Origin of the sequence: Microbacterium sp. PAMC22086, from assembly GCF_019443525.1 — a bacterium.
Lineage (GTDB): Bacteria > Actinomycetota > Actinomycetes > Actinomycetales > Microbacteriaceae > Microbacterium > Microbacterium maritypicum.
Genome location: NZ_CP080380.1, coordinates 2512337 through 2532061, shown reverse-complemented (window position 1 = coordinate 2532061; position 19725 = coordinate 2512337). Strand labels below are relative to the sequence as shown.

The following is a 19725-nucleotide window of genomic DNA, read 5'->3' as shown; positions in this document are numbered from 1 at the left end:
CTCAGACGAGTGTGCGGCCGATGCTGCCGATGACGCCGTCGATGGGCTGACCGGAGGCGTCGCGGCGTGCTCCCGCTTCGGGGAGCTTGCGCACGGCACCGGTCGGATCGACCGCCTGCGGAGGGTTCGGGCCCACCCAGGCGACGGTCAACCGGTCCTCACCCTTCAAGAAGGAATGCGCGCGGACGCCACCGGTCGCGCGGCCCTTGGCGGGGTACTCCGCGAACGACGACACCTTGGCCCGGCCGGGGTCGGTACCGGGGAGGATGCTCTCTCCACCCGACACCGTGGCGACGACGGCATCCGCAGACGGATCGACCACGCCGAAGAAGAGCACGGATGCCCCCGAGCCGAGCTTGACTCCCGCCATTCCGCCGGCCGGTGCTCCCTGCGGGCGCACCGCCGAAGCCGGGAAGTGCAGCAGTTGGGCGTCGGTCGTCACGAACACCAGCTCGGCGTCGTCCGGGGCCTCAGCCGCTCCCACGACCGTGTCTCCCGGCTTCATGCCGATGACCTCGAGGTCGGGACGCACAGGCAGGCTCGAGGGAACGATGCGCTTGACCGTGCCCTGCGCCGTGCCGAGTGCGATCGGTGTCTCACTGTCGAAACGCACGAACCCAACCACGCGTTCACCCTTGGTCGTGATGCCGAGGTAGTCGCGCAGCGGGGTGCCGGCGGCGAGCTGCACGGAGGTGGCGGGCACGGACGGGAGGTCGACGGGGGAGAAGCGCACGACGCGGCCGAGGCTGGTGAGTGCTCCGAGTTCGGCTCTGACCGTGGTCTCGACCGTCGTCAGGATCGCGTCGTGCTTGCTGCGCCTGGCGGGGACGGAGAGCTCCTGGCCTTCGCCGAGGTCGACGCGAACCGTGCGACCTGTGGTGGAGAGCACCAGCACGGTCGGTGCGTCGGCGATCTGCAGGTCCACCGCGCCCTTGGTGGCGCGGGGCTTGGGAGGAGCGGCGTTCATCAGCAGCGTGCGCCGGGGGGTGCCGTACGCCTCGGCTGCGGCGTCGAGTTCCTTGGCCACAGCGGCGCGCAGCAGCACGGGGCTGCCGAGGAGTTCGCGGAGAGCAGCGATCTCGGCCAGCAACGCATCGCGTTCGGTCTCGAGCTCGATCCGGGAGAACTTCGTCAGGCGGCGCAGACGCAGCTCGAGGATGTACTCCGCCTGGAGCTCGCTCAGGTCGAAGACCGATCGCAGTCGCGCACGGGCCTGCTCCGAGTCGTCGGACGAGCGGATGACCTGGATGACCTCATCGATGTCGAGGATCGCGATGAGCAGACCCTCCACGAGGTGCAGACGCTCCTCGCGACGCTTCAGGCGGTAGCGGCTGCGACGGGTGATGACCTCGAGGCGGTGGCCGACGTAGACGCTCAGCATCTCCTTGAGGCCGAGCGTGCGCGGCTGGCCCTCGACCAGGGCGACGTTGTTGATGCTGAAGGAGTCTTCCAACGGGGTCAGTCGGTAGAGCTGTTCGAGCACCGCGTTCGGGTCGAAGCCGGTCTTGATGCCGATCGCGACGCGCAGCCCGTGATTGCGGTCGGTGAGGTCGGTGACGTCGCTGATGCCCTGCAGCTTCTTCGCCTGCACCGCGTCGCGGATCTTCTCGAGCAGTCGTTCCGGACCGACCATGTACGGCAGCTCCGACACGATGATGCCGGTGCGTCGGGGACCGAGAGGCTCGATCGACGTCTTGCCCCGGACCTTCAGAGCCCCGCGTCCGTTCGTGTAGGCGTCTTTGACGCCGTCGAGTCCCATCAGGATTCCGCCAGAGGGGAAGTCGGGACCGGGAACGAACTCCATCAACTCCTCGGTGGTCGCATCCGGGTGCTCGAGCAGGTGCGTGGCCGCCGCGACCACCTCGATGAGGTTGTGCGGCGCCATGTTGGTGGCCATACCCACGGCGATACCGCTCGCACCGTTGACCAGGAGATTGGGGAAGGCCGCCGGCAGCACGGCGGGCTGCTGGAACTGACCGTCGTAGTTCGGGATGAAGTCGACGACATCCTCGTCGAGGTTCTCGGTGAGCGCCAGGGCAGCGGCGGCGAGCCGTGCCTCGGTGTAGCGGGCCGCGGCGGGCCCGTCGTCGAGGGATCCGAAGTTTCCGTGCCCGTCGACAAGGGGAACGCGCAGGGCCCACTCTTGAGCGAGGCGCACCAGGGCGTCGTAGATCGCGGAGTCGCCGTGGGGGTGCAGCTTTCCCATCACCTCGCCGACGACGCGCGCGCTCTTGACGTGCCCGCGGTCGGGGCGCAGGCCCATCTCCGCCATCTGGTAGAGGATGCGGCGTTGCACGGGCTTCAGACCATCGCGCGCGTCGGGCAGGGCGCGCGAGTAGATCACCGAATATGCGTACTCGAGGAACGAGCCCTGCATCTCGGTGGAGAGGTCGATGTCCTGGATGCGCTCCTCGACAGGCTCGGGCGGCGGGGTTTTCGGCATGGACTTCCTGAGGGCATACGGGAGCCTGTGTCAGACTGGCTCGGATGTCCTTCATGCTACCGTCCGCGCCGCCGAGTTCCCGGAGTGTCGTCGGGGTGGCGGACGACCTGTTCGCCGCTCTGCGCGGTGAGTCCGAGGTGCTGCCGCGCGCGGATTCGTTGGTCCTCGTCGTGATCGACGGCCTCGGCGCGATCAGCTTGCGCGGGCATGCCGGGCACGCACGGGCTCTGACGTCGGGGATGGCGAAGAAGGACGTCGCGCAGTCGGTGTTCCCCTCCACCACGGCAGCGGCGCTCACCAGCATCGTCACGGGCGTGTGGCCGGGGGAGCACGGTCTCGTGGGCTATCGCGTGCTCGATCCGAGCCGCGATGTGCTCGTGAACCAGCTCAGCGGCTGGGAGACCGACGGGATCGACCCCCTCACGTGGCAAGCGGCGCCCACGATCTTCGAGCGAGCGGCCCGCGGCGGTCATGCGAGTTTCGCCGTCGGATTCGCCGGGTACTCCCACAGCGGTTTCACCAAGGCAACGCTCCGCGGGGCCGAGTTCGTCGCGGCGACCACAGCGCGCGCTCGCATCGAAGCGGCGTACGAGCTCGCGCAGACTCATCCGGGCTCTCTCGTCTACTGCTATCTTCCCGAGGTCGACAAGGCCGGGCACAAGCACGGCATCGCCTCAGCGGAATGGGTCGCTGCATTGGAGGACGTCGACGCCGCCCTGTCGACACGCGTGCCTCCCGGCGTCGGCGTGGTGGTCACATCGGATCACGGGATGGTCGACGTGGCGCCGAATCGACAGGTGGTTCTGGAGGAGACGCACCTCGAGGGGATTCGTCACGTCGGGGGAGAGCCGCGCATGCTGCACGCCTACCTGGAGCCCGAGGCGGACGCCGCCGCGGTGACCGCACGATGGCGCGCCGACCTCGAAGGCGTAGCTGACGTCGTGACCCGTGACGAAGCTGTGCACGCGGGGCTCTTCGGACCGACGGTCACCGAGGCGGCCTCGTCGCGGATCGGCGATGTGCTCGCGATCGCCCGCGGAACCTGGGCCATCTACGACGGCACGGCTGCCGACCAGCGCGGACGAGGGATGGTCGGTCAGCACGGAGCGCTCACACCCGAGGAGCGGCAGGTGCCGGTGATCAAGCTCGGCGCGTTCTCGCGCTGACGCCGATCGCGGAAGCCGCGATCAGACGGGTCTCACTCGTCGGTGCGGGCGCCGAAGACGATCTCGTCCCAGGAGGGCATCGCGTTCCGGCGCCGTCGTCGGCCGTTGGAATCACCGGAGTCCGAACCTGACGGACGCGGTGCAGGCTGCTGCGGCTCCGGCTCGTCATCCGGCTGCTCCAGAGCCTCGAACAGGGAGATCGGGCTCGGCTCGGGGCGCTCTGCGTCCTCGACATCGTCGAGCAGCGGCGCCGTCTCCCGCTGGCCGCGTCGTCGACGAAGCGCCTCCAGGAGATCGGCGGTCTCCGGATTCGTTGTCTGCGCTGCGGGCGCGCGCTTGATCGCCGCGTCCTGCGCGGCGGCGTCGGAGCGCTCAGGGAACGACGGGTCCTCGATCTCCGCATCGGGCGCCGGCAGCAGGCGTGGCCCGAAGGCGCCGGAGTCGAAGCGGCTCTCGTCCTTGTACGGCGAGGTGATCCGGTCGGCGTCCACGGCCCGCAGGCGGGGGATGAGGCCCTCAGGAAGCGAACCCTGCCGCGACAGCTGCGTGGCGTCGGCGTTGAGCGGCGAGAGAGCGCTGCGGCGAGGGTCGAAACTCCAGCGCGCATCGTGATCGACGTCGTTGGCCGTGAACTCGAGCTTGATGATCCAGCCGGACTCATCCTTCCAGCTCGCCCAACGCTCGGACGTGGCCTCGATCTCGGCGAGCTTGGCCCGCACGGCGACGCCGAAGGTCGGCTGCGCATCGGGTTCGACCTCGCTGCCGATGAGCACGGGAACGGCGAGCGCCTGCCCGATCACATGCTCGCGCTCGGCGAGGACCGGGCCTTCGAACCGTGCGACGTCGTCGACGCCGATGCCGAGCAGTTCTGCGACCTCGGCGGCCGTGAGGCCGGCACGGATCTGCGCCTGGATGTCGCGCGGGCTCGCGGCGAGCTTCTGGGCCGTCGGCTCGCTCTGACGCGTGGCGCGACGGATCTCGCGCTGCAGCATGTCGTCGATGGGCAGCGCGAACCGCTCGCCCGACTCGGTCGCGAGTACGAGGACTCCTGCTTCTGTGCCGACGATGGTGACGTTTTCCATGCGAATGCCCCTCTGATGGGTGTCCGTTCATGGTGTCACGTGCGGGGCGTCAGGCCCGGGAATACCCTGGGCGTGCCGTGAGTTTCCTCCGTCGCACGGACGAGCATTTGCGTTATGTCGTTTGGTCGTGCAAACTATGGCCGCCGAATACCCGACGGCGCACCACCCACTCGCACCATGAAAGTGGAGATCTACCGCATGGCAACCGATTACGACGCCCCCCGAAAGAGCGAAGACGACTCCGAGTCGATCGAAGCCCTGAAGGAGCGTGTGCCGGACAAGCTCTCCGGCTCAAGCGGGGACGAAGACTCCGACAACCCGTCGAGCTTCGACCTTCCGGGTGCCGACCTCTCCGACCTCGAGCTCGACGTCGTCGTGCTGCCCGCGCAGCAGGACGAGTTCACGTGCATGAGCTGCTTCCTCGTGAAGCACCGCTCACAGCTCGACCACGAGGGCGCATCCGGGCCCATCTGCAAGGAGTGCGCTGCGTAAGCAGTCCTCCGAGCGACGTATCACGCGCCCCCGACCACTCCGGTCAGGGGCGCGCTGTCGTCTGCGGGAAGCGTCTCAGTCGCGCGAGGCGCGGATCGCCGCGGCCAGGCGGTCGGGCGTGCGGGTCGAGATCGTCCAGGCGTCGACCGGGTCGTCCTGGTCGAGGTTCGGAACGACGACGATGCCGTCGATGCCGCCGCGGATCAGGTGCCACCCACGTGCCGGCAGCCCCGGACCGCGGGCCTGGCGAGCCTCTTCGCCCGTCAGAGCCACGGGGTCGCCGAGATGCTCGGTGTCGATGTGTGCGCGGCCTGCGTGCAAGACGGAGCCGACGACGGAGACGACCGGGGCGGCGGCGATGAAGCCCAGCACCAGCAGAGCCGACACGGCCGCGCCGAGCACGAGCGCGACGGTCGAGCCGATCGGTACGAAGACGAGCGAGACCATCGGGCCGGCGACCGCGACGGTCACGAGCAGCCAGAGGCTCGGCGAGAGCCTTTCGCGGTAGCGGGGGCGTGTGTCTGTGGCGGGGTTCTGCATTAGCCTCATGGGGTGACCGATTCCGTTGATATCCCCATTATCGCTGCAGTGGTGCCCGGGTACGCGCATCCGGGCGATGCCGGTGCCGATCTGATCGCGGCGGAAGCCGTGCACCTCGAGCCGGGGGAGCGCGCACTCGTGCCGACGGGCGTGCGTATCGCCCTCCCCGAGGGGTACGCAGCGTTCGTGGTTCCGCGCAGCGGGCTGGCGGCGAAGCACGGGATCTCGATCGTGAACTCGCCCGGAACTGTCGACGCGGGCTATCGCGGCGAGATCAAGGTGAGCCTGATCAACACCGATACGCGGAGCGCGTACGATGTGGCCGTCGGCGATCGTATCGCGCAGCTGATCATCATGCCCGTCACGCGCGCCACGTTCATCCCGGTCGACGAGCTGCCGGACAGCGTCCGCGGCGCCGGAGGATTCGGATCCACCGGCTATCAGGCAGCGACCCACCAGAACGAAGCAGGACAGGCCAATGACTGACAACAACGAGACCCCTTCGAAGTCGGCACCGCTGAATCGTGCCACCGACGGTCCCTTCGATGACTCCGAGGCGAACCCCGTCCGCCCGTACATCGACCTCGGCGGGATCAAGATCCTTCCGCGGGAGGGCCTGAACCTCCGTCTCGAGGTCGAGGAGCAGTCGAAGCGCATCGTGGCGGTCGGTCTCGACTACGCGGACTCCTCGCTGCAGGTGCAGCCGTTCGCGGCCCCGCGCACCGGTGGGCTGTGGGACGAGACGCGCGTGCAGCTGCGCGACCAGGTCAAGGCGCAGGGCGGCCGTGTCGAGGAGAGGGAAGGCCCGCTGGGCAAGGAGCTCCTCGCCGAGGTGCCCGCCACGGCGGCGGAGGGATCCGGGCTGCGCCTCGCGCGCTTCATCGGCATCGACGGTCCTCGCTGGTTCCTCCGCGGTGTGATCGGTGGCGCCGGAGCCTCCGACCCGGATGCGGCCGCGAAGGTCGAAGACCTCTTCCGTTCGATCGTGGTCGTCCGTGGCGGATCCCCCATGCCTCCGCGCGACCTGATCCCGCTCAAGATGCCGGCGACCCCGGGTTCCGCGTGAGCGCTCCCGAGCCCGGACCCGAACGAGACAAGAGCACCTCCGAGATTCTCGGGCAGGCTCTCGGAGGTGCCGCGCGTCGCGCCGGCCTCGACCCCGCCGAGAGCTCGAGCACGCACAAGGTGGTCTGGTCCGCGATGGGCGGATGGCGCGGCATCCTCGAGTCGGTGCTGCCCAGCCTCGCGTTCGTGATCATCTTCACGATCCGCCCGGAGCCGCTGATCCTCTCGCTCGGGATCTCGGTCGGTCTCGCGGCGGTCTTCACGATCATCCGGCTCGCTCAGAAGTCACCACCCTCGGCAGCCCTCGGCGGTCTCGTCGCCGCGGGTGCGGCTGCGGCGCTGGCGCTGTGGACCGGACGCGGCGCTGACAACTTCGTCCCCGGACTCATCACGAACGCGGTCTACGGATCGGTGATCCTGGTCTCCGCTCTGATCGGGTGGTCGCTGATCGGCCTCGCGGTCGGATTCCTGATGGGGGAGGGCACCACCTGGCGCAATGATCGCCGCAAGCGTCGTGCCTACTTCTGGCTCGGGATCGCCTGGGCCGCGCTGTTCTTCGCGCGTCTGGCCGTGCAGCTGCCTCTTTATCTCGCCGGAGATGTCACAGCGCTCGGCACCCTCAAGCTCATCATGGGCCTGCCCCTCTTCGCGCCGCTGATCGCCGTCACCTGGCTCGTCGTTCGCGCTCTCCACCCGCGCGAGCCCGCGAGCGAGGATGCTCCGGAGGCGTGATAGATTTATCTTGACATCAAGATAAATCGCAGGCTTTCGCCGGTGAGCTGCGCGGAGCAGACTGGTTAGGGCCGCCTTGCTAGCCGCAGGGGCTCGCTGGCGAGCAAGATGGAGGCGCCTGTCGCTCCCATCCGAATAGAAGGAGACGGATCCGTGTCCACGGTGAACAGCTTCGGTGCCAAGAGCACCCTGACAGTCGGCAGCACCGACTACGAGATCTTCCGCATCGACACGGTGCCCGGTTTCGAGAAGCTCCCCTTCAGTCTCAAGGTTCTCCTCGAGAACCTGCTTCGCACCGAGGACGGCGCGAATGTGACGAAGGCGCAGATCGAGGCGCTGGGTTCGTGGGATGCCGCGGCCGAGCCGAACACCGAGATCCAGTTCACGCCGGCCCGTGTGGTCATGCAGGACTTCACCGGTGTGCCCTGCATCGTCGACCTCGCCACCATGCGCGAGGCGGTGACGGCGCTCGGCGGTGACGCGAACAAGATCAACCCGCTCTCGCCCGCTGAGATGGTCATCGACCACTCCGTGATCGCCGACCTGTTCGGCTCGGAGAACGCGCTCGAGCGCAACGTCGAGATCGAGTACGAGCGCAACGGCGAGCGTTACCAGTTCCTGCGCTGGGGTCAGACCGCATTCAGCGACTTCAAGGTCGTCCCGCCCGGGACCGGCATCGTCCACCAGGTGAACATCGAGCACCTGGCCAAGGTCATCTACGACCGCAACGTCGACGGCGTGCTCCGCGCATACCCCGACACCTGTGTCGGCACCGACTCGCACACCACCATGGTCAACGGCCTCGGTGTGCTGGGCTGGGGCGTCGGCGGTATCGAGGCCGAGGCGGCCATGCTCGGCCAGCCCGTGTCGATGCTCATCCCGCGCGTCGTCGGCTTCAAGCTCTCCGGCGAGATCCCCGCCGGGGTCACCGCGACCGACGTCGTGCTCACGATCACCGACCTGCTGCGCAAGCACGGTGTGGTCGGCAAGTTCGTCGAGTTCTACGGTGAGGGCGTCGCCTCGGTGCCGCTCGCCAACCGCGCGACCATCGGCAACATGTCCCCGGAGTTCGGCTCCACCGCCGCGATCTTCCCGATCGACGACGTCACCCTCGAGTACCTGCGCCTCACCGGCCGCAGCGAAGAGGCCGTCGCGCTGGTCGAGGCGTACGCCAAGGAGCAGAAGCTCTGGCACGACGCCGCGCACGAGCCCACCTTCAGCGAGTACCTCGAGCTCGATCTCGGCACCGTCGTGCCCTCGATCGCCGGCCCGAAGCGCCCGCAGGACCGCATCCTCCTCTCCGAGGCGAAGTCGCAGTTCGAGCAGGACATCCTGAGCTACGCCTCGCCGTCCACCTCGGATTCGATCGTCGACCTCGAGTCGAAGCACTCGTTCCCGGCGTCCGACCCCGGTCAGGCCCCCGGCGACGAGGAGCCGACCACGCGTCCGGTGCACATCAACAGCGGTGCCCCGGCGAACGCCTCGAAGCCCGTGCCGGTCACGACGCCGTCGGGGGAGAAGTACATCCTCGACAACGGTGCCGTCACGCTCGCGGCCATCACCTCGTGCACCAACACGTCGAACCCGTCGGTGATGATCGCCGCCGGTCTCGTCGCACGCAAGGCGCTCGCGAAGGGCCTGAAGCAGAAGCCGTGGGTCAAGACCACGCTCGGCCCCGGCTCGAAGGTCGTCACCGACTACTACGAGAAGTCCGGACTCGACAAGGACCTCGAGGGCCTCGGGTTCTACACCGTCGGCTACGGCTGCACGATCTGCATCGGCAACTCGGGTCCGCTGATCGAAGAGGTGTCCGAGGCGATCAACTCGCACGACCTCGCCGTCACGGCGGTGCTCTCGGGCAACCGCAACTTCGAGGGGCGCATCAGCCCCGACGTGAAGATGAACTACCTCGCCAGCCCGCCGCTGGTCATCGCGTATGCGCTGGCCGGGTCGATGCACTTCGACTTCGAGAACGACGCGCTCGGCAAGGGCACCGATGGGGAAGACGTCTTCCTCAAGGACATCTGGCCGACACCGGCAGAGGTGCAGGAGCTCGTCGACTCCTCGATCTCGCGTGAGCAGTTCATCAAGCAGTACGCGACGGTCTTCGACGGCGACGAGCGCTGGCGCAGCCTGCCCACTCCGGACGACGACATCTTCCAGTGGGACGAGAACTCGACCTACGTGCGCAAGGCGCCGTACTTCGAGGGCATGACGATGGAGCTCACCCCGGTGAAGGACATCGAGGGTGCACGCGTCATGGCGACCCTCGGCGACTCGGTGACCACCGACCACATCTCGCCCGCCGGCAACATCAAGGCCGGCACGCCTGCGGCCCAGTACCTCACGGAGCACGGCGTCGACCGCAAGGACTTCAACTCCTTCGGCTCGCGTCGAGGCAACCACGAGGTCATGATCCGCGGAACCTTCGCCAACATCCGTCTGAAGAACGCGATGGTCGCGGCCGTCAACGGCGGACAGGTGGTCGAGGGTGGCTACACGCGTGACTTCACTCTGCCGGGCGGCCCGCAGTCGTACATCTACGACGCAAGCATGAACTACCAGGCAGAGGGCACGCCCCTGGTCATCTTCGGCGGCAAGGAGTACGGCTCCGGTTCGTCGCGTGACTGGGCGGCCAAGGGCACGAGCCTGCTGGGCGTCAAGGCGGTCATCACCGAGAGCTTCGAGCGCATCCACCGCTCGAACCTGATCGGCATGGGCGTCGTCCCGCTGCAGTTCCCCGCCGGCGAGAGCTGGGAGTCGCTGGGCCTCGACGGCACCGAGATCGTCTCGATCTCGGGTCTGGAAGAGCTCAACAACGGCGTCACGCCCAAGACGGTCAAGGTCACGGCGATCCCGAGCGAGAACTCGCCCGAGGGCAAGCAGCCGGTCGAGTTCGACGCGGTCGTCCGCATCGACACCCCCGGCGAGGCCGACTACTACCGCAACGGCGGCATCCTGCAGTACGTGCTGCGTTCGCTGGTCTGATCGCACAGATGAGGGGGCTCGGATCTTCGGATCCGAGCCCCCTCATCGCGTCATCCCTTCCTGTCAAGGGGGCGGCGCCCTCCGGGTTTTCCCGGAGTCTCGGGGTAGGATCTAGAGACGTCCGCACCCTCGTCGGGCGCTTGTGACGGAGCCTGTGAGGAGGTGCAGATGCCCATTCTTCCGAGCATCTCAGGACCCCGTGATCTGGATGCGCTCTCGACAGAGCAGCTGGCGGAGCTCGCCGCGGAGATCCGCGAGTTCCTGGTCGAGAACGTGTCCCGTACGGGCGGCCATCTGGGGCCCAACCTCGGTGTCGTCGAGCTGACGATCGCTCTGCACCGTGTGTTCTCCTCCCCGGACGATCCCTTCATCTTCGACACCGGACATCAGTCCTACGTGCACAAGCTCCTCACCGGGCGCCAGGACTTCTCCGCGCTGCGTCTCCGAGGCGGCCTCGCCGGCTATCCGCAGCGGGGGGAGAGCCCCCACGACGTCGTGGAGTCCTCGCACGCCTCCAGCTCGCTCAGCTGGGCCGACGGCATCTCGCGGGCGCTGACGGCGACCGGACGCGCGGACCGTCACGTGGTCGCGGTCGTCGGCGACGGCGCACTCACCGGTGGCATGACCTGGGAGGCGTTGAACAACATCTCCGACGACAACGACCGCAACCTGGTCATCGTCGTCAACGACAACGGGCGCTCGTATGCACCGACGATCGGGGGCATGTCGCGGTACCTCAACCGCGTGCGCACGGCAGCGGCCTACAAGGACCTCCGCCAGCGCTCCGACCGCCTCTTCCGGGCGTTCGGTCCCGTGGGGCGTGCGGTGTTCCGCGGCGTCCGTGGAGGCACGCACGGCTTCCTCTCACGTTTCACGAACAACGAGGCCCTCTACTCGAACCTCGACATCAAGTATCTCGGCCCGGTGGACGGACACGACCTGCCTGCGCTCCTGGAGACGCTGGAGCTGGCGAAGTCCTACGGGGCCCCTGTCATCGTCCACACGATCACCGAGAAGGGGCGGGGCTACCAGCCGGCTCGGGATGACGAGGCCGATCAGTTCCACGCCGTCGGCAAGATCGATCCGACGACCGGCGAGACGCTCTCCTCCGGCGGGCGAGGCTGGACGGATGTGTTCTCCGACGCGCTCGTGTCCATCGGCGAGCAGCGCAGCGACGTGATCGCGATGACGGCTGCGATGCTGCGCCCGACCGGGCTGGCGCCGTTCGCCGAGCGCTTCCCCGATCGGGTCTACGACGTGGGCATCGCCGAGCAGCACGCCGTCGCGTCCGCCGCCGGCCTGGCGTACGGGGGCCTGCACCCCGTCGTGGCCCTCTACGCCACCTTCATGGGGCGCGCCTTCGATCAGGTGCTGATGGATGTCGCCCTGCACCGCGCCGGGGTGACCTTCGTCCTCGATCGCGCCGGCGTCACAGGTCCCGACGGTCCCAGCCATCACGGCATGTGGGATCTCGCGATGCTGCAGATCGTTCCGCACATCCGCATCGCCGCGCCTCGCGACGGTGCGCGTCTGACGGAAGCCCTCGGCGAGGCCGTCGATGTCGAAGACGCCCCCACCGTCATCCGGTTCCCGAAGGGGGAGGTCGCCGCCGATCTGCCGGCGATCGAACGACTGAGCGACGGTGTCGACGTGCTCGCCCGCGGTGAGTCTGAAGACGTTCTCATCGTCGCCATCGGCCCGTTCGCCGAACTCGCTCTCGACGTCGCCGAGCGGCTGCGTGCGCAGGGGATCGGTGCGACGGTCATCGATCCGCGCTGGGCCATCCCCGTGCAGCCCTCGATCGTCGAGCTCGCGGCGCATCATCGCCTCGTGATCACGCTCGAAGACGGCATACGCGTCGGTGGCGTCGGCACTCGTGTGCGCCAGGTTCTCCGGGAGGCCGGGATCGACACCGCGGTGGACGAGCTGGGGCTGCCGGACGAGTTCATCGACCATGCCTCGCGTGATCAGATCCTCTCCGACGCCGGTCTCACGGCACCGAAGATCGCGCAGGACATCGTCTCGCAGGTGCTCGGGACGCGCATTCCGAAGGCGCGTCACGCGGGGGAGAGCGGAACCATCGACATCCCGCTGCACGAGCGGCACTGACGCCCGATCGGATGTCGGCGCCGCCGCCGTCAGTTCAGCGCGTGCAGTGCCGCGACGGCCTGTGCGCCTCGGTCGACGTCACGGAGCGCCGTCGAGAGCAGATAGCCGTCGGTGAGCGCGTCGCCGGTGACCATGACGCGCACCAGCTCGACGCCGCAAGCACGGCGTACCTCCTCGGCGCTGGCGGCGATGACGCGGGTGTTGATCTCGTCGTTGTGCGGGAGCTCGGCCCCCTCGAGCCCACGGATCACATCCCTCAGTGCCGCGCCGACGATGTTCGATGCGCGTTCCTTGACGTTGACCACATCGAGCTCGAAGACCCGCAGGTCGCTTCCCGTCGGTATGGGGCGCCACTCGAACGAGGCGTGGACCCGATGCTGATGGCCGCTGGATCCGGTCATCTCGCGCGCGGGTAGATCCGTCGCGCGGCAGCGGACATCGATGAGCTTGTACCAGTAGAACAGCGGGAAGGCGCCGTGGGACCCCGGGTGCAGCACCACGACCTCGCCGACCGCGCCTGCGCGGGCGGACGGGCGTCGCTGTGGACGGTTCCGGATGATCGGCTTGCCGTTGCGGGTCCGGATCGCTGCCCAGCCCTCATCGACCGTGACGATGAAGAGCTTGAGGAGGGCGGGCAGGACCAGGAGCGTGGTGAGGATCGCCGTGCCGGTCTTCAGCAGCCCCGACATCCCCTTGCCGCCCAGCATCGTGAAGAGCATGTCCATGACACCACTGTGCAGGGTCGCAGCGCGCGGGAGTACCGGGGAGACGCCCGGTTCGGGGGAGTTCATGCGCTGTTCCCCGCGCGTTCTCCGCGATGCTTCTCGGTGGATACGCCCCGGTCCCGATCCGCCGTGGGACGGGCTCAGACGAGGTCGGCGACGGTGCGAGCGACGAGCGTCTCCACCGCCCCTCGGCAGCGTTCGCGATCCGCGTCGACGAGACCGACGCGTGTGCGGCGGTCGAGCACGTCGTCGACGGTCATCGCCCCCTCGACACGGACGGCGTACTCGACCTCGGCTGCGGTCAACCCCGTCGACTCGTCCAGCAGCTCCGGTGAGGAGGGGATCACGCGATCGACGAGTCGCAACGATGCCGTCCGACTCGATGTCGCCTGCAGGCCCCGTGTCCGAGCTGCGAGATCGACCGCATCCTCGGCCATCCGCCGATACGTCGTCAGCTTTCCCCCGAGAACAGTGACGAACCCGGCCTCTGACATCGCCACCAGGTGCCTGCGCGAGACGTCGGCGCTCGAGTCCGTACCGCTGTCGACCAGCGGCCGCAAGCCCGCGAAGGCCCCTCGCACCTGATCGCGACCGATCGGTGTGGCGATCACCCGGTTGAGGCTCCGCAGGAGGAAGTCGATCTCCGGCTCCGTCGGCTGCGCCACGCGTGGCACGGCACCGGGAGAGTCCTCGTCGGTGAGCCCCACGATCACGCGACCGTATGCCCGCGGCAGCGCGAACACATAGCGGCTGATCGAGGCCTCGTGGGGGATCGTGAGGGCCGTCGAAGGAGTTCCGAGGTCGGCGGCATCGAGCACGATATGGGTGCCTCGGCTCGGTCGCACCCCGATCGCCTGGTCGAGCGTGCCCGCCCACACCCCGGTCGCGTTGATGACGGCACGTGCGCGGATGTCGAATCGCTCACCCGTCGTCGTCTCCTCGACGGTGGCACCGTCCGCGCGCAGCGCCACTGCACGGACCCGGGTGAGTATGCGGGCGCCCAGGCCCGCTGCGGTCCGCGCCACTGTCGCCACGAGTCGCGCATCGTCGACGAGCTGGCCGTCGTAGGACAGCACGCCCCCGCGCAGACCGTGCGGATCGAGGGCGGGCGCCAGTCGAGTAGCGGTGCGGGCCGACACGAGCACCGGGGCCGGCAGCACGCTGCGGGGCGTGTGCGCGCGCATCCGCAGCAGATCACCCAACGCCATCCCGACCGCGCCCGCCGCGCGCTGGCGGAGTGTGACGCCGTGTGAGAACGGCAGGAGCTGCCCGAGCGGGCGGATCAGATGCGGGGCGATCGTCGTCATGAGGAGATGACGCTCGTGTGCGCTCTCTCTCGCGGTCGCGATGTCGCCCGTCGCGAGGTAGCGCAGGCCGCCGTGCACCAGCTTCGAGCTGAACCGGCTGGTTCCGAAAGCGAGGTCATCCGCTTCGATCAGCGTCACGCGGAGGCCGCGAGATGCGGCATCGAGCGCGACTCCCGCACCGGTGATGCCACCTCCCACGACGAGAACGTCGGCGCGCTCATCGGCCGCGAGTGCGAGATCGATCCTCCGTCGCGCGACGTTGAGCGCGGATGATGCCCCGTTCACGGTCGCAGCAGCCCGTCGAGTGCGGCGCGCAGTTCGCGTTCCCACCCGGCTTCGGAGATGAGGTCGGCCACCGTGCCGTGCGAGAGGACCGCGGACTGCGCGATGAGAAGCAGCATGACCGCGATCTCCTGCGGCTCGCCGGGCCTGACCGATCCGTCACCCTGTGCGGAACTGATGGCCCTGGCGAGCCAGCGCAGGATCATGCGTTGGCTCGAGCCCACGCGCTGCAGGGTGTACCGCGTGAAGGCCTCGGGTTCGTCGGCGAGCAGCCGCCCGTAGAGAGGGTCGCTCCGAAACAGCGTCGTGAAGCGCAGCACGTCGTCCACGAGAGCGGTCCTCGTGCGCGCGTCCGCCGAGAAGGTGCTCAGGATGCCGTCCACGCGGCGCAGCAGCGCGGCGCGGACGACGTCATCGGCATCGCTCCAGTTGCGGTAGATCGTCGGACGGCTGAGGTCGGCGCGGCGGGCGAGCTCGGCGATGGTGACCCCGTGCACGCCACGGCGCTCGATCAGCGCGTCGGCGGCATCGAGGATCCTCGTCTGCGTCGCGTCCCACAGAGGTTGACGTTCTTCCATGATGTGTCACACTGTAACGCATGAACCCAGACAATGGCAGGGTCGATGCGGACCCGTCGATGAGGTGGAACGGCTGGGGTGACCCGGCCAAGGCGAAGGACCTGCCCCTGCCGGTGCGCGCGCTGCTCCCGATGCTGCTGGGGCGTGTGCGCAGGCCCGAGCCGGCAGCCACGCTGGCCGAGGTGCAGCTGGCGCCTTCACGGTTGTCCGACGAAGACCATGCGGACCTCTCCGCCGCTGTCGGCCCCGCCCACATCGACGGCACCGCTGAGGCGCGTATCCGGCATGCCGGAGGGCGTTCGACCCCCGATCTCCTGCGTCGTCGCGAGACCCGGCAGGACGCGCCGGACGCCGTCGTGAGTCCCGCCGACCACGACGAGGTGCGCGCGTGTCTCGACGTCGCCGTCGCGCGTGGAATCGCGGTCATCCCCTTCGGCGGCGGCACGAGCGTCGTCGGCGCGCTCGACCCGCAGCGGGGCGCGCATCACGCGGTGGTGAGCCTCGACCTGCGACGTCTCAGCGGTGTGGTCCGGCTGGATGAGATCAGCGGCGAGGCCGTGCTCGCCGCCGGCACCACGGGGCCCGAGGCGGAGGCACTGCTGTCCGCGCACGGATTCGAACTCGGCCACTACCCGCAGAGCTTCCGCTACGCCACGATCGGCGGCTTCGCCGCAGCGCGGTCGTCGGGACAGAACTCGGCGGGCAACGGGCGCTTCGACTCGATGGTGACGGGAATCCGCGTGGCGACGCCGACCGGCGACATCGAGCTCGGACGGTCGCCCGGCTCGGCGGCGGGTCCCGACCTGATCAGGGTGTTCCTCGGGTCGGAGGGCATCTTCGGCGTCATCACCGAGGTGCGGGTGCGGGTGCATCCGATCCCCCGCGAGCGTGTCTTCGAGTCCTGGTCCTTCCCCGACTTCGCCAGCGGGGCTGAGGGTTTGCGTCGTGTCGCGCAGCAGGGCAACGGGCCCACCGTCATCCGACTGTCCGACGAAGCGGAGACGGCGGTGAGCCTCGCGCAGGTCGGCAAGATCGGTAAGGCTCTTTCGAAGGGCGCGAGCGTGGTGACCGTGTACGAGGGTGATGGCATCGCCGAACGACGGGCTCGTACCAGCGCTCAGCTGGCTGCCGCCGGCGGCATCTCGGCAGGGGAGGGGGCGGCGGAGGACTGGCTGAAGGGCCGCTTCGACGGTCCTTACCTGAGGGATTCACTGCTCGACGCCGGAGTCTTCTGCGAGACACTGGAGACCGCGACCACGTGGTCGAACCTGCAGAGGCTGCGATCGGCCGTCGAAGCGGCTCTCAAGGACGGCTTCGCGGATGCCGGGGCGAAGTCGTACGTCATGTGCCACGTGTCCCACATCTACCCGACGGGGGCGTCGCTCTACTTCACCGTCCTCGCCGGTATCCGCTCCGATCCGCTCGGGGCGTGGGAGCCCGTGAAGTCGCGCGTCAATGATGCGATCATCGCGTCGGGCGGAACCATCAGCCACCACCACGCGGTCGGCAGGGATCATGCGCCCTGGCTCCGTGAGGAGATCGGCGAGACCGGCATCCGGATCCTCGCCGCCATCAAGCGTGAACTCGATCCTGTCGGCGTGCTCAACCCCGGCGCCGTGATCCCGATCGAGCGGTCGCGCTGACGTGGCCGAGCACATCGCGGTGCTCGCGAACCCGTCCTCCGGCAAGGGGCGGGGCGGAAGGGCAGCCGAAGCCGCTGTCCTGCACCTCAGGAGTCGCGGGGCCGAGGTGCGTGCTTATGCGGGCGGCTCCGCGGCCGACACGGCCCGGCTCGCGGTCGCAGCCCTGGCCGACGATCCACGAGCGCTCGTGGTCGTCGGCGGAGACGGCACGCTGTCGGGCATTCTCGACACGGTGTGTGCAGCCGCCGCCCCGGTCGTCCTGGTGCCGGCCGGGACGGGGAACGACCTCGCGCGTGCCCTCGGCCTGCCCCGAGGTGACGCCGCGGCCGCTGCGGAGCTGGCACTCACCGGTGTGCCGCGACCGGTCGATGTCGGTGAGGTGAGCACGGCGGCCGGGACGCGGAAGTTCCTCACGATCGCGGCGTTCGGGTTCGACGCGAAGGTCAGCGACCGCACCAACCGGCTCCGCTGGCCGCACGGGGCACCGCGCTACTATCTGGCGCTGCTGATCGAACTCGTGCGTCTGCGTGCGATGGACTTCTCGCTCGCCATCGACGGCGAACCCGCGCGGAGGGCTCCGGGTACGCTGATCGCCGCCGGCAGCACATCGAGCTACGGCGGGGGGATGCCGATCTGCGCCGGGGCGGTTCCCGACGACGGACTGCTCGACATCGTTCATGTCGCACCTCTGGGCCGACTGCGGCTGCTGCGTCTCTTCCCGCTGCTGCTGCGAGGATCGCACCTGCGTCGACCGGAGGTCTCTCACCGCCGAGCGCGGACCGTGACGGTCTCGGCCCCTGGCCTGGTGGTCTACGCCGATGGAGAGCGGGTCGGCGAGAATGTGTGCACCGTCGCGGTGCTCCCTGCGTCGCTGACGATGATGGTGCCGGAGGCGACGATGCGGTCGGAGGGTGTGCGATGACGAGGTTCGATGAAGACGTCGCGATCGTCGGCTCCGGGTTCGGCGGGTCCGTGGCCGCGCTGCGACTGGCGGAGAAGGGCTACCGGGTCCGCGTCTACGAGGCCGGCCGTCGCTTCGAGGATGACGACTTCGCGAAGACGAGCTGGAATCTTCGCCGCTACCTCTGGGCGCCGATGCTCGGGTGCTACGGCGTGCAGCGCATCCATCGGCTTCCGCACGTGATGATCCTGGCGGGCGCGGGAGTGGGCGGAGGCTCGCTCAACTACGCGAACACGCTCTATCAGCCGGGTCCCGCGTTCTTCCAGGATCCGCAGTGGCGAGGCATCGCCGAGTGGGAGTCGGAGCTGTCGCCGCATTACGCCACCGCGAAGCGGATGCTCGGCGTGGTGGAGCACTATCCGCACACGGGGCCTGTCGAACGGATCATGGCCGGTGCGGCCGACGACCTGGGCGTCGGCTCGACTTTTCGTCGTGCCCCCGTCGGCGTCTGGTTCGGGAAGCCGGGGGAGCGCACGACCGATCCCTTCTTCGGCGGTGAAGGACCGGACCGCACCGGCTGCACGCTCTGCGGCAACTGCATGGTGGGCTGCCGTGTGGGCGCGAAGAACACCCTCATGAAGAACTACCTCGCCCTCGCGGAACGTCGAGGTGTCTCGATCGAGGCGCTGCGCACGGTGAGCGAGGTGCGTGAACTCCCCGGCGGCGGATTTGCGGTGACCACGCAGCGCAGCGGTGCCTGGTTCCGGCACGGACGTCGCACGGTGACGGCCGAGCAGGTCGTGCTCGCCGGCGGCACCTGGGGCACTCAGCAGCTGCTGCACCGGATGAAGGCCTCCGGTGCGCTGCCACGGGTCTCCGATGCCCTGGGGAGGCTCACCCGAACCAACTCCGAGGCCCTCGACGGCACGGTGGCGACCGCGGTTCCGGAGTCTCTGGAGCTGGCGCGGGGAATCGCGATCACCACCTCCTTCCATGTCGATGACCGCACTCATGTGGAGAACGTGCGCTACGGTCCCGGCTCGAACCTGATGGGTGCGCTCGCGACCGTTCTCGTGCCGGGCGACCGTGGGCTGGGCACACGACTGGGCAGCCTCATCAGACAAGTGCTCCGATCGCCGGTGCGGCAGTTCCGTCTCGGAAACCTCCGCCGGTGGAGCGAACGGGGAATCATCGCGCTCGTGATGCAGACCGCCGACAACTCGCTCACCCTGTCCCTGCGACGCCGCTTCGGCCGACTCGTGATGACCAGTGCACAGGGACACGGTGAACCGAACCCGAGTCATCTCCCGCAGGCGCACACGGCCGCTGCGGCGATCGCGAGACGCGTCGAGCAGGAAGGCGGAGTGTCCGCGGAAGCCCGCGGCTCGTGGCCCGAGGTCTTCGGGATCCCGCTGACCGCGCACTTCCTCGGCGGTGCGGTGATCTCGGCGTCGCCTGAAGACGGAGTGATCGATCCCTATCACCGGGTCTGGGGACACCCGGGGCTGCACGTGGTCGACGGCTCGGCCGTGCCCGCGAACCCCGGCGTCAACCCGTCTCTCACGATCACCGCTCTGGCCGAACGGGCGCTGTCGTACTGGCCGAAGACCGACGAGACGGATCAGCGGCCCTCGCAGTAGACGACCGCGCAGGAGACGACGAAGGGGCCGCA

16 protein-coding genes are annotated in these 19725 nt (G+C 68.7%); 10 read left to right on the top strand and 6 right to left on the bottom strand.

The features are described 5' to 3' along the window. Position 1: 1 nt before the first annotated feature. Positions 2–2443 (bottom strand): DNA topoisomerase (ATP-hydrolyzing) subunit A, encoded by a 2442-nt coding sequence (locus KY497_RS12580; protein WP_055867905.1) that lies wholly within the window; start codon positions 2441–2443, stop codon positions 2–4. A gap of 95 nt (positions 2444–2538) precedes the next feature. On the opposite strand from KY497_RS12580, the gene KY497_RS12575 reads away from it, so the two are divergent. After that, the gene (locus KY497_RS12575; RefSeq protein WP_219869177.1) at positions 2539–3609 is read left to right on the top strand and encodes an alkaline phosphatase family protein; all 1071 of its coding nucleotides are present in this window, start codon (positions 2539–2541) and stop codon (positions 3607–3609) included. 32 nt (positions 3610–3641) lie between these two features. On the opposite strand, the gene sepH is transcribed toward KY497_RS12575, so the two are convergent. Next, the gene (sepH, locus tag KY497_RS12570) at positions 3642–4691 is read right to left on the bottom strand and encodes a septation protein SepH (RefSeq protein ID WP_219869176.1); all 1050 of its coding nucleotides are present in this window, start codon (positions 4689–4691) and stop codon (positions 3642–3644) included. Between the two features lie 198 nt (positions 4692–4889). Between sepH and KY497_RS12565 the strand changes: the two genes are divergently transcribed. Further along, complete coding sequence (locus KY497_RS12565; protein WP_029259298.1) at positions 4890–5183, top strand: DUF4193 domain-containing protein; 294 nt, start codon at positions 4890–4892, stop codon at positions 5181–5183. Between the two features lie 75 nt (positions 5184–5258). On the opposite strand, the gene KY497_RS12560 is transcribed toward KY497_RS12565, so the two are convergent. Next, positions 5259–5723 carry a DUF3093 domain-containing protein gene (locus tag KY497_RS12560; protein WP_219869175.1) on the bottom strand — a complete coding sequence of 155 codons (465 nt, stop codon included), beginning with the start codon at positions 5721–5723 and terminating at the stop codon, positions 5259–5261. 12 nt (positions 5724–5735) lie between these two features. On the opposite strand from KY497_RS12560, the gene dut reads away from it, so the two are divergent. The 5 genes from dut to dxs all read left to right on the top strand — a co-directional run bounded on the left by dut (position 5736) and on the right by dxs (position 12617). Next, positions 5736–6209 (top strand): dUTP diphosphatase, encoded by a 474-nt coding sequence (gene dut / locus KY497_RS12555; RefSeq protein WP_051056601.1) that lies wholly within the window; start codon positions 5736–5738, stop codon positions 6207–6209. Beyond that, positions 6202–6789, top strand: a complete 588-nt coding sequence (locus KY497_RS12550; RefSeq protein ID WP_017830490.1) for a DUF3710 domain-containing protein — start codon at positions 6202–6204, stop codon at positions 6787–6789. Before dut ends, KY497_RS12550 begins: the two co-directional genes overlap by 8 nt. After that, positions 6786–7520: a DUF3159 domain-containing protein gene (locus KY497_RS12545; RefSeq protein ID WP_055867918.1), complete on the top strand. Its 735-nt coding sequence runs from the start codon at positions 6786–6788 to the stop codon at positions 7518–7520. Before KY497_RS12550 ends, KY497_RS12545 begins: the two co-directional genes overlap by 4 nt. 153 nt (positions 7521–7673) lie before the next feature. Beyond that, positions 7674–10508 carry an aconitate hydratase gene (locus KY497_RS12540; RefSeq protein WP_141386783.1) on the top strand — a complete coding sequence of 945 codons (2835 nt, stop codon included), beginning with the start codon at positions 7674–7676 and terminating at the stop codon, positions 10506–10508. Between the two features lie 168 nt (positions 10509–10676). Continuing rightward, on the top strand, positions 10677–12617 hold the full coding sequence (gene dxs / locus KY497_RS12535; protein WP_219869174.1) for a 1-deoxy-D-xylulose-5-phosphate synthase: 1941 nt from the start codon (positions 10677–10679) through the stop codon (positions 12615–12617). 29 nt (positions 12618–12646) lie between these two features. Here the strand turns inward: dxs and KY497_RS12530 are convergent, their stop codons facing one another. From KY497_RS12530 to KY497_RS12520, 3 genes are all read right to left on the bottom strand, one after another. Continuing rightward, positions 12647–13408: an SPFH domain-containing protein gene (locus tag KY497_RS12530; protein WP_218683032.1), complete on the bottom strand. Its 762-nt coding sequence runs from the start codon at positions 13406–13408 to the stop codon at positions 12647–12649. Between the two features lie 74 nt (positions 13409–13482). Beyond that, a complete protein-coding gene (locus KY497_RS12525) occupies positions 13483–14934 on the bottom strand; it encodes a glycerol-3-phosphate dehydrogenase/oxidase (protein ID WP_219869173.1) in 1452 nt (483 codons plus the stop codon). Further along, entirely contained in the window at positions 14931–15509 is a 579-nt protein-coding gene (locus KY497_RS12520; protein WP_055872451.1) for a TetR/AcrR family transcriptional regulator, read from the bottom strand. Before KY497_RS12520 ends, KY497_RS12525 begins: the two co-directional genes overlap by 4 nt. A 20-nt stretch (positions 15510–15529) precedes the next feature. On the opposite strand from KY497_RS12520, the gene KY497_RS12515 reads away from it, so the two are divergent. From KY497_RS12515 to KY497_RS12505, 3 genes are read left to right on the top strand one after another with little or no spacing between them, the layout of a single operon-like run. After that, entirely contained in the window at positions 15530–17152 is a 1623-nt protein-coding gene (locus KY497_RS12515; RefSeq protein WP_258185683.1) for an FAD-binding oxidoreductase, read from the top strand. 1 nt (position 17153) lies between these two features. Further along, positions 17154–18074: a YegS/Rv2252/BmrU family lipid kinase gene (locus KY497_RS12510; RefSeq protein ID WP_219869172.1), complete on the top strand. Its 921-nt coding sequence runs from the start codon at positions 17154–17156 to the stop codon at positions 18072–18074. Further along, a complete protein-coding gene (locus KY497_RS12505; protein ID WP_219869171.1) occupies positions 18071–19693 on the top strand; it encodes a GMC oxidoreductase in 1623 nt (540 codons plus the stop codon). The genes KY497_RS12510 and KY497_RS12505 overlap by 4 nt, the downstream gene beginning before the upstream one ends. The last annotated feature ends 32 nt before the right edge of the window (positions 19694–19725 follow it).

Excerpts from the sequence above, each read along its gene's own strand:
- sepH (WP_219869176.1), bottom strand. The coding sequence starts at position 4,691 with ATGGAAAACGTCACCATCGTCGGCACAGAAGCAGGAGTCCTCGTACTC.
- KY497_RS12515 (WP_258185683.1), top strand. The coding sequence starts at position 15,530 with ATGAACCCAGACAATGGCAGGGTCGATGCGGACCCGTCGATGAGGTGG.
- KY497_RS12580 (WP_055867905.1), bottom strand. The coding sequence starts at position 2,443 with ATGCCGAAAACCCCGCCGCCCGAGCCTGTCGAGGAGCGCATCCAGGAC.
- KY497_RS12505 (WP_219869171.1), top strand. The coding sequence starts at position 18,071 with ATGACGAGGTTCGATGAAGACGTCGCGATCGTCGGCTCCGGGTTCGGC.
- KY497_RS12520 (WP_055872451.1), bottom strand. The coding sequence starts at position 15,509 with ATGGAAGAACGTCAACCTCTGTGGGACGCGACGCAGACGAGGATCCTC.
- KY497_RS12560 (WP_219869175.1), bottom strand. The coding sequence starts at position 5,723 with ATGCAGAACCCCGCCACAGACACACGCCCCCGCTACCGCGAAAGGCTC.
- KY497_RS12530 (WP_218683032.1), bottom strand. The coding sequence starts at position 13,408 with ATGAACTCCCCCGAACCGGGCGTCTCCCCGGTACTCCCGCGCGCTGCG.
- dxs (WP_219869174.1), top strand. The coding sequence starts at position 10,677 with ATGCCCATTCTTCCGAGCATCTCAGGACCCCGTGATCTGGATGCGCTC.
- KY497_RS12565 (WP_029259298.1), top strand. The coding sequence starts at position 4,890 with ATGGCAACCGATTACGACGCCCCCCGAAAGAGCGAAGACGACTCCGAG.
- KY497_RS12550 (WP_017830490.1), top strand. The coding sequence starts at position 6,202 with ATGACTGACAACAACGAGACCCCTTCGAAGTCGGCACCGCTGAATCGT.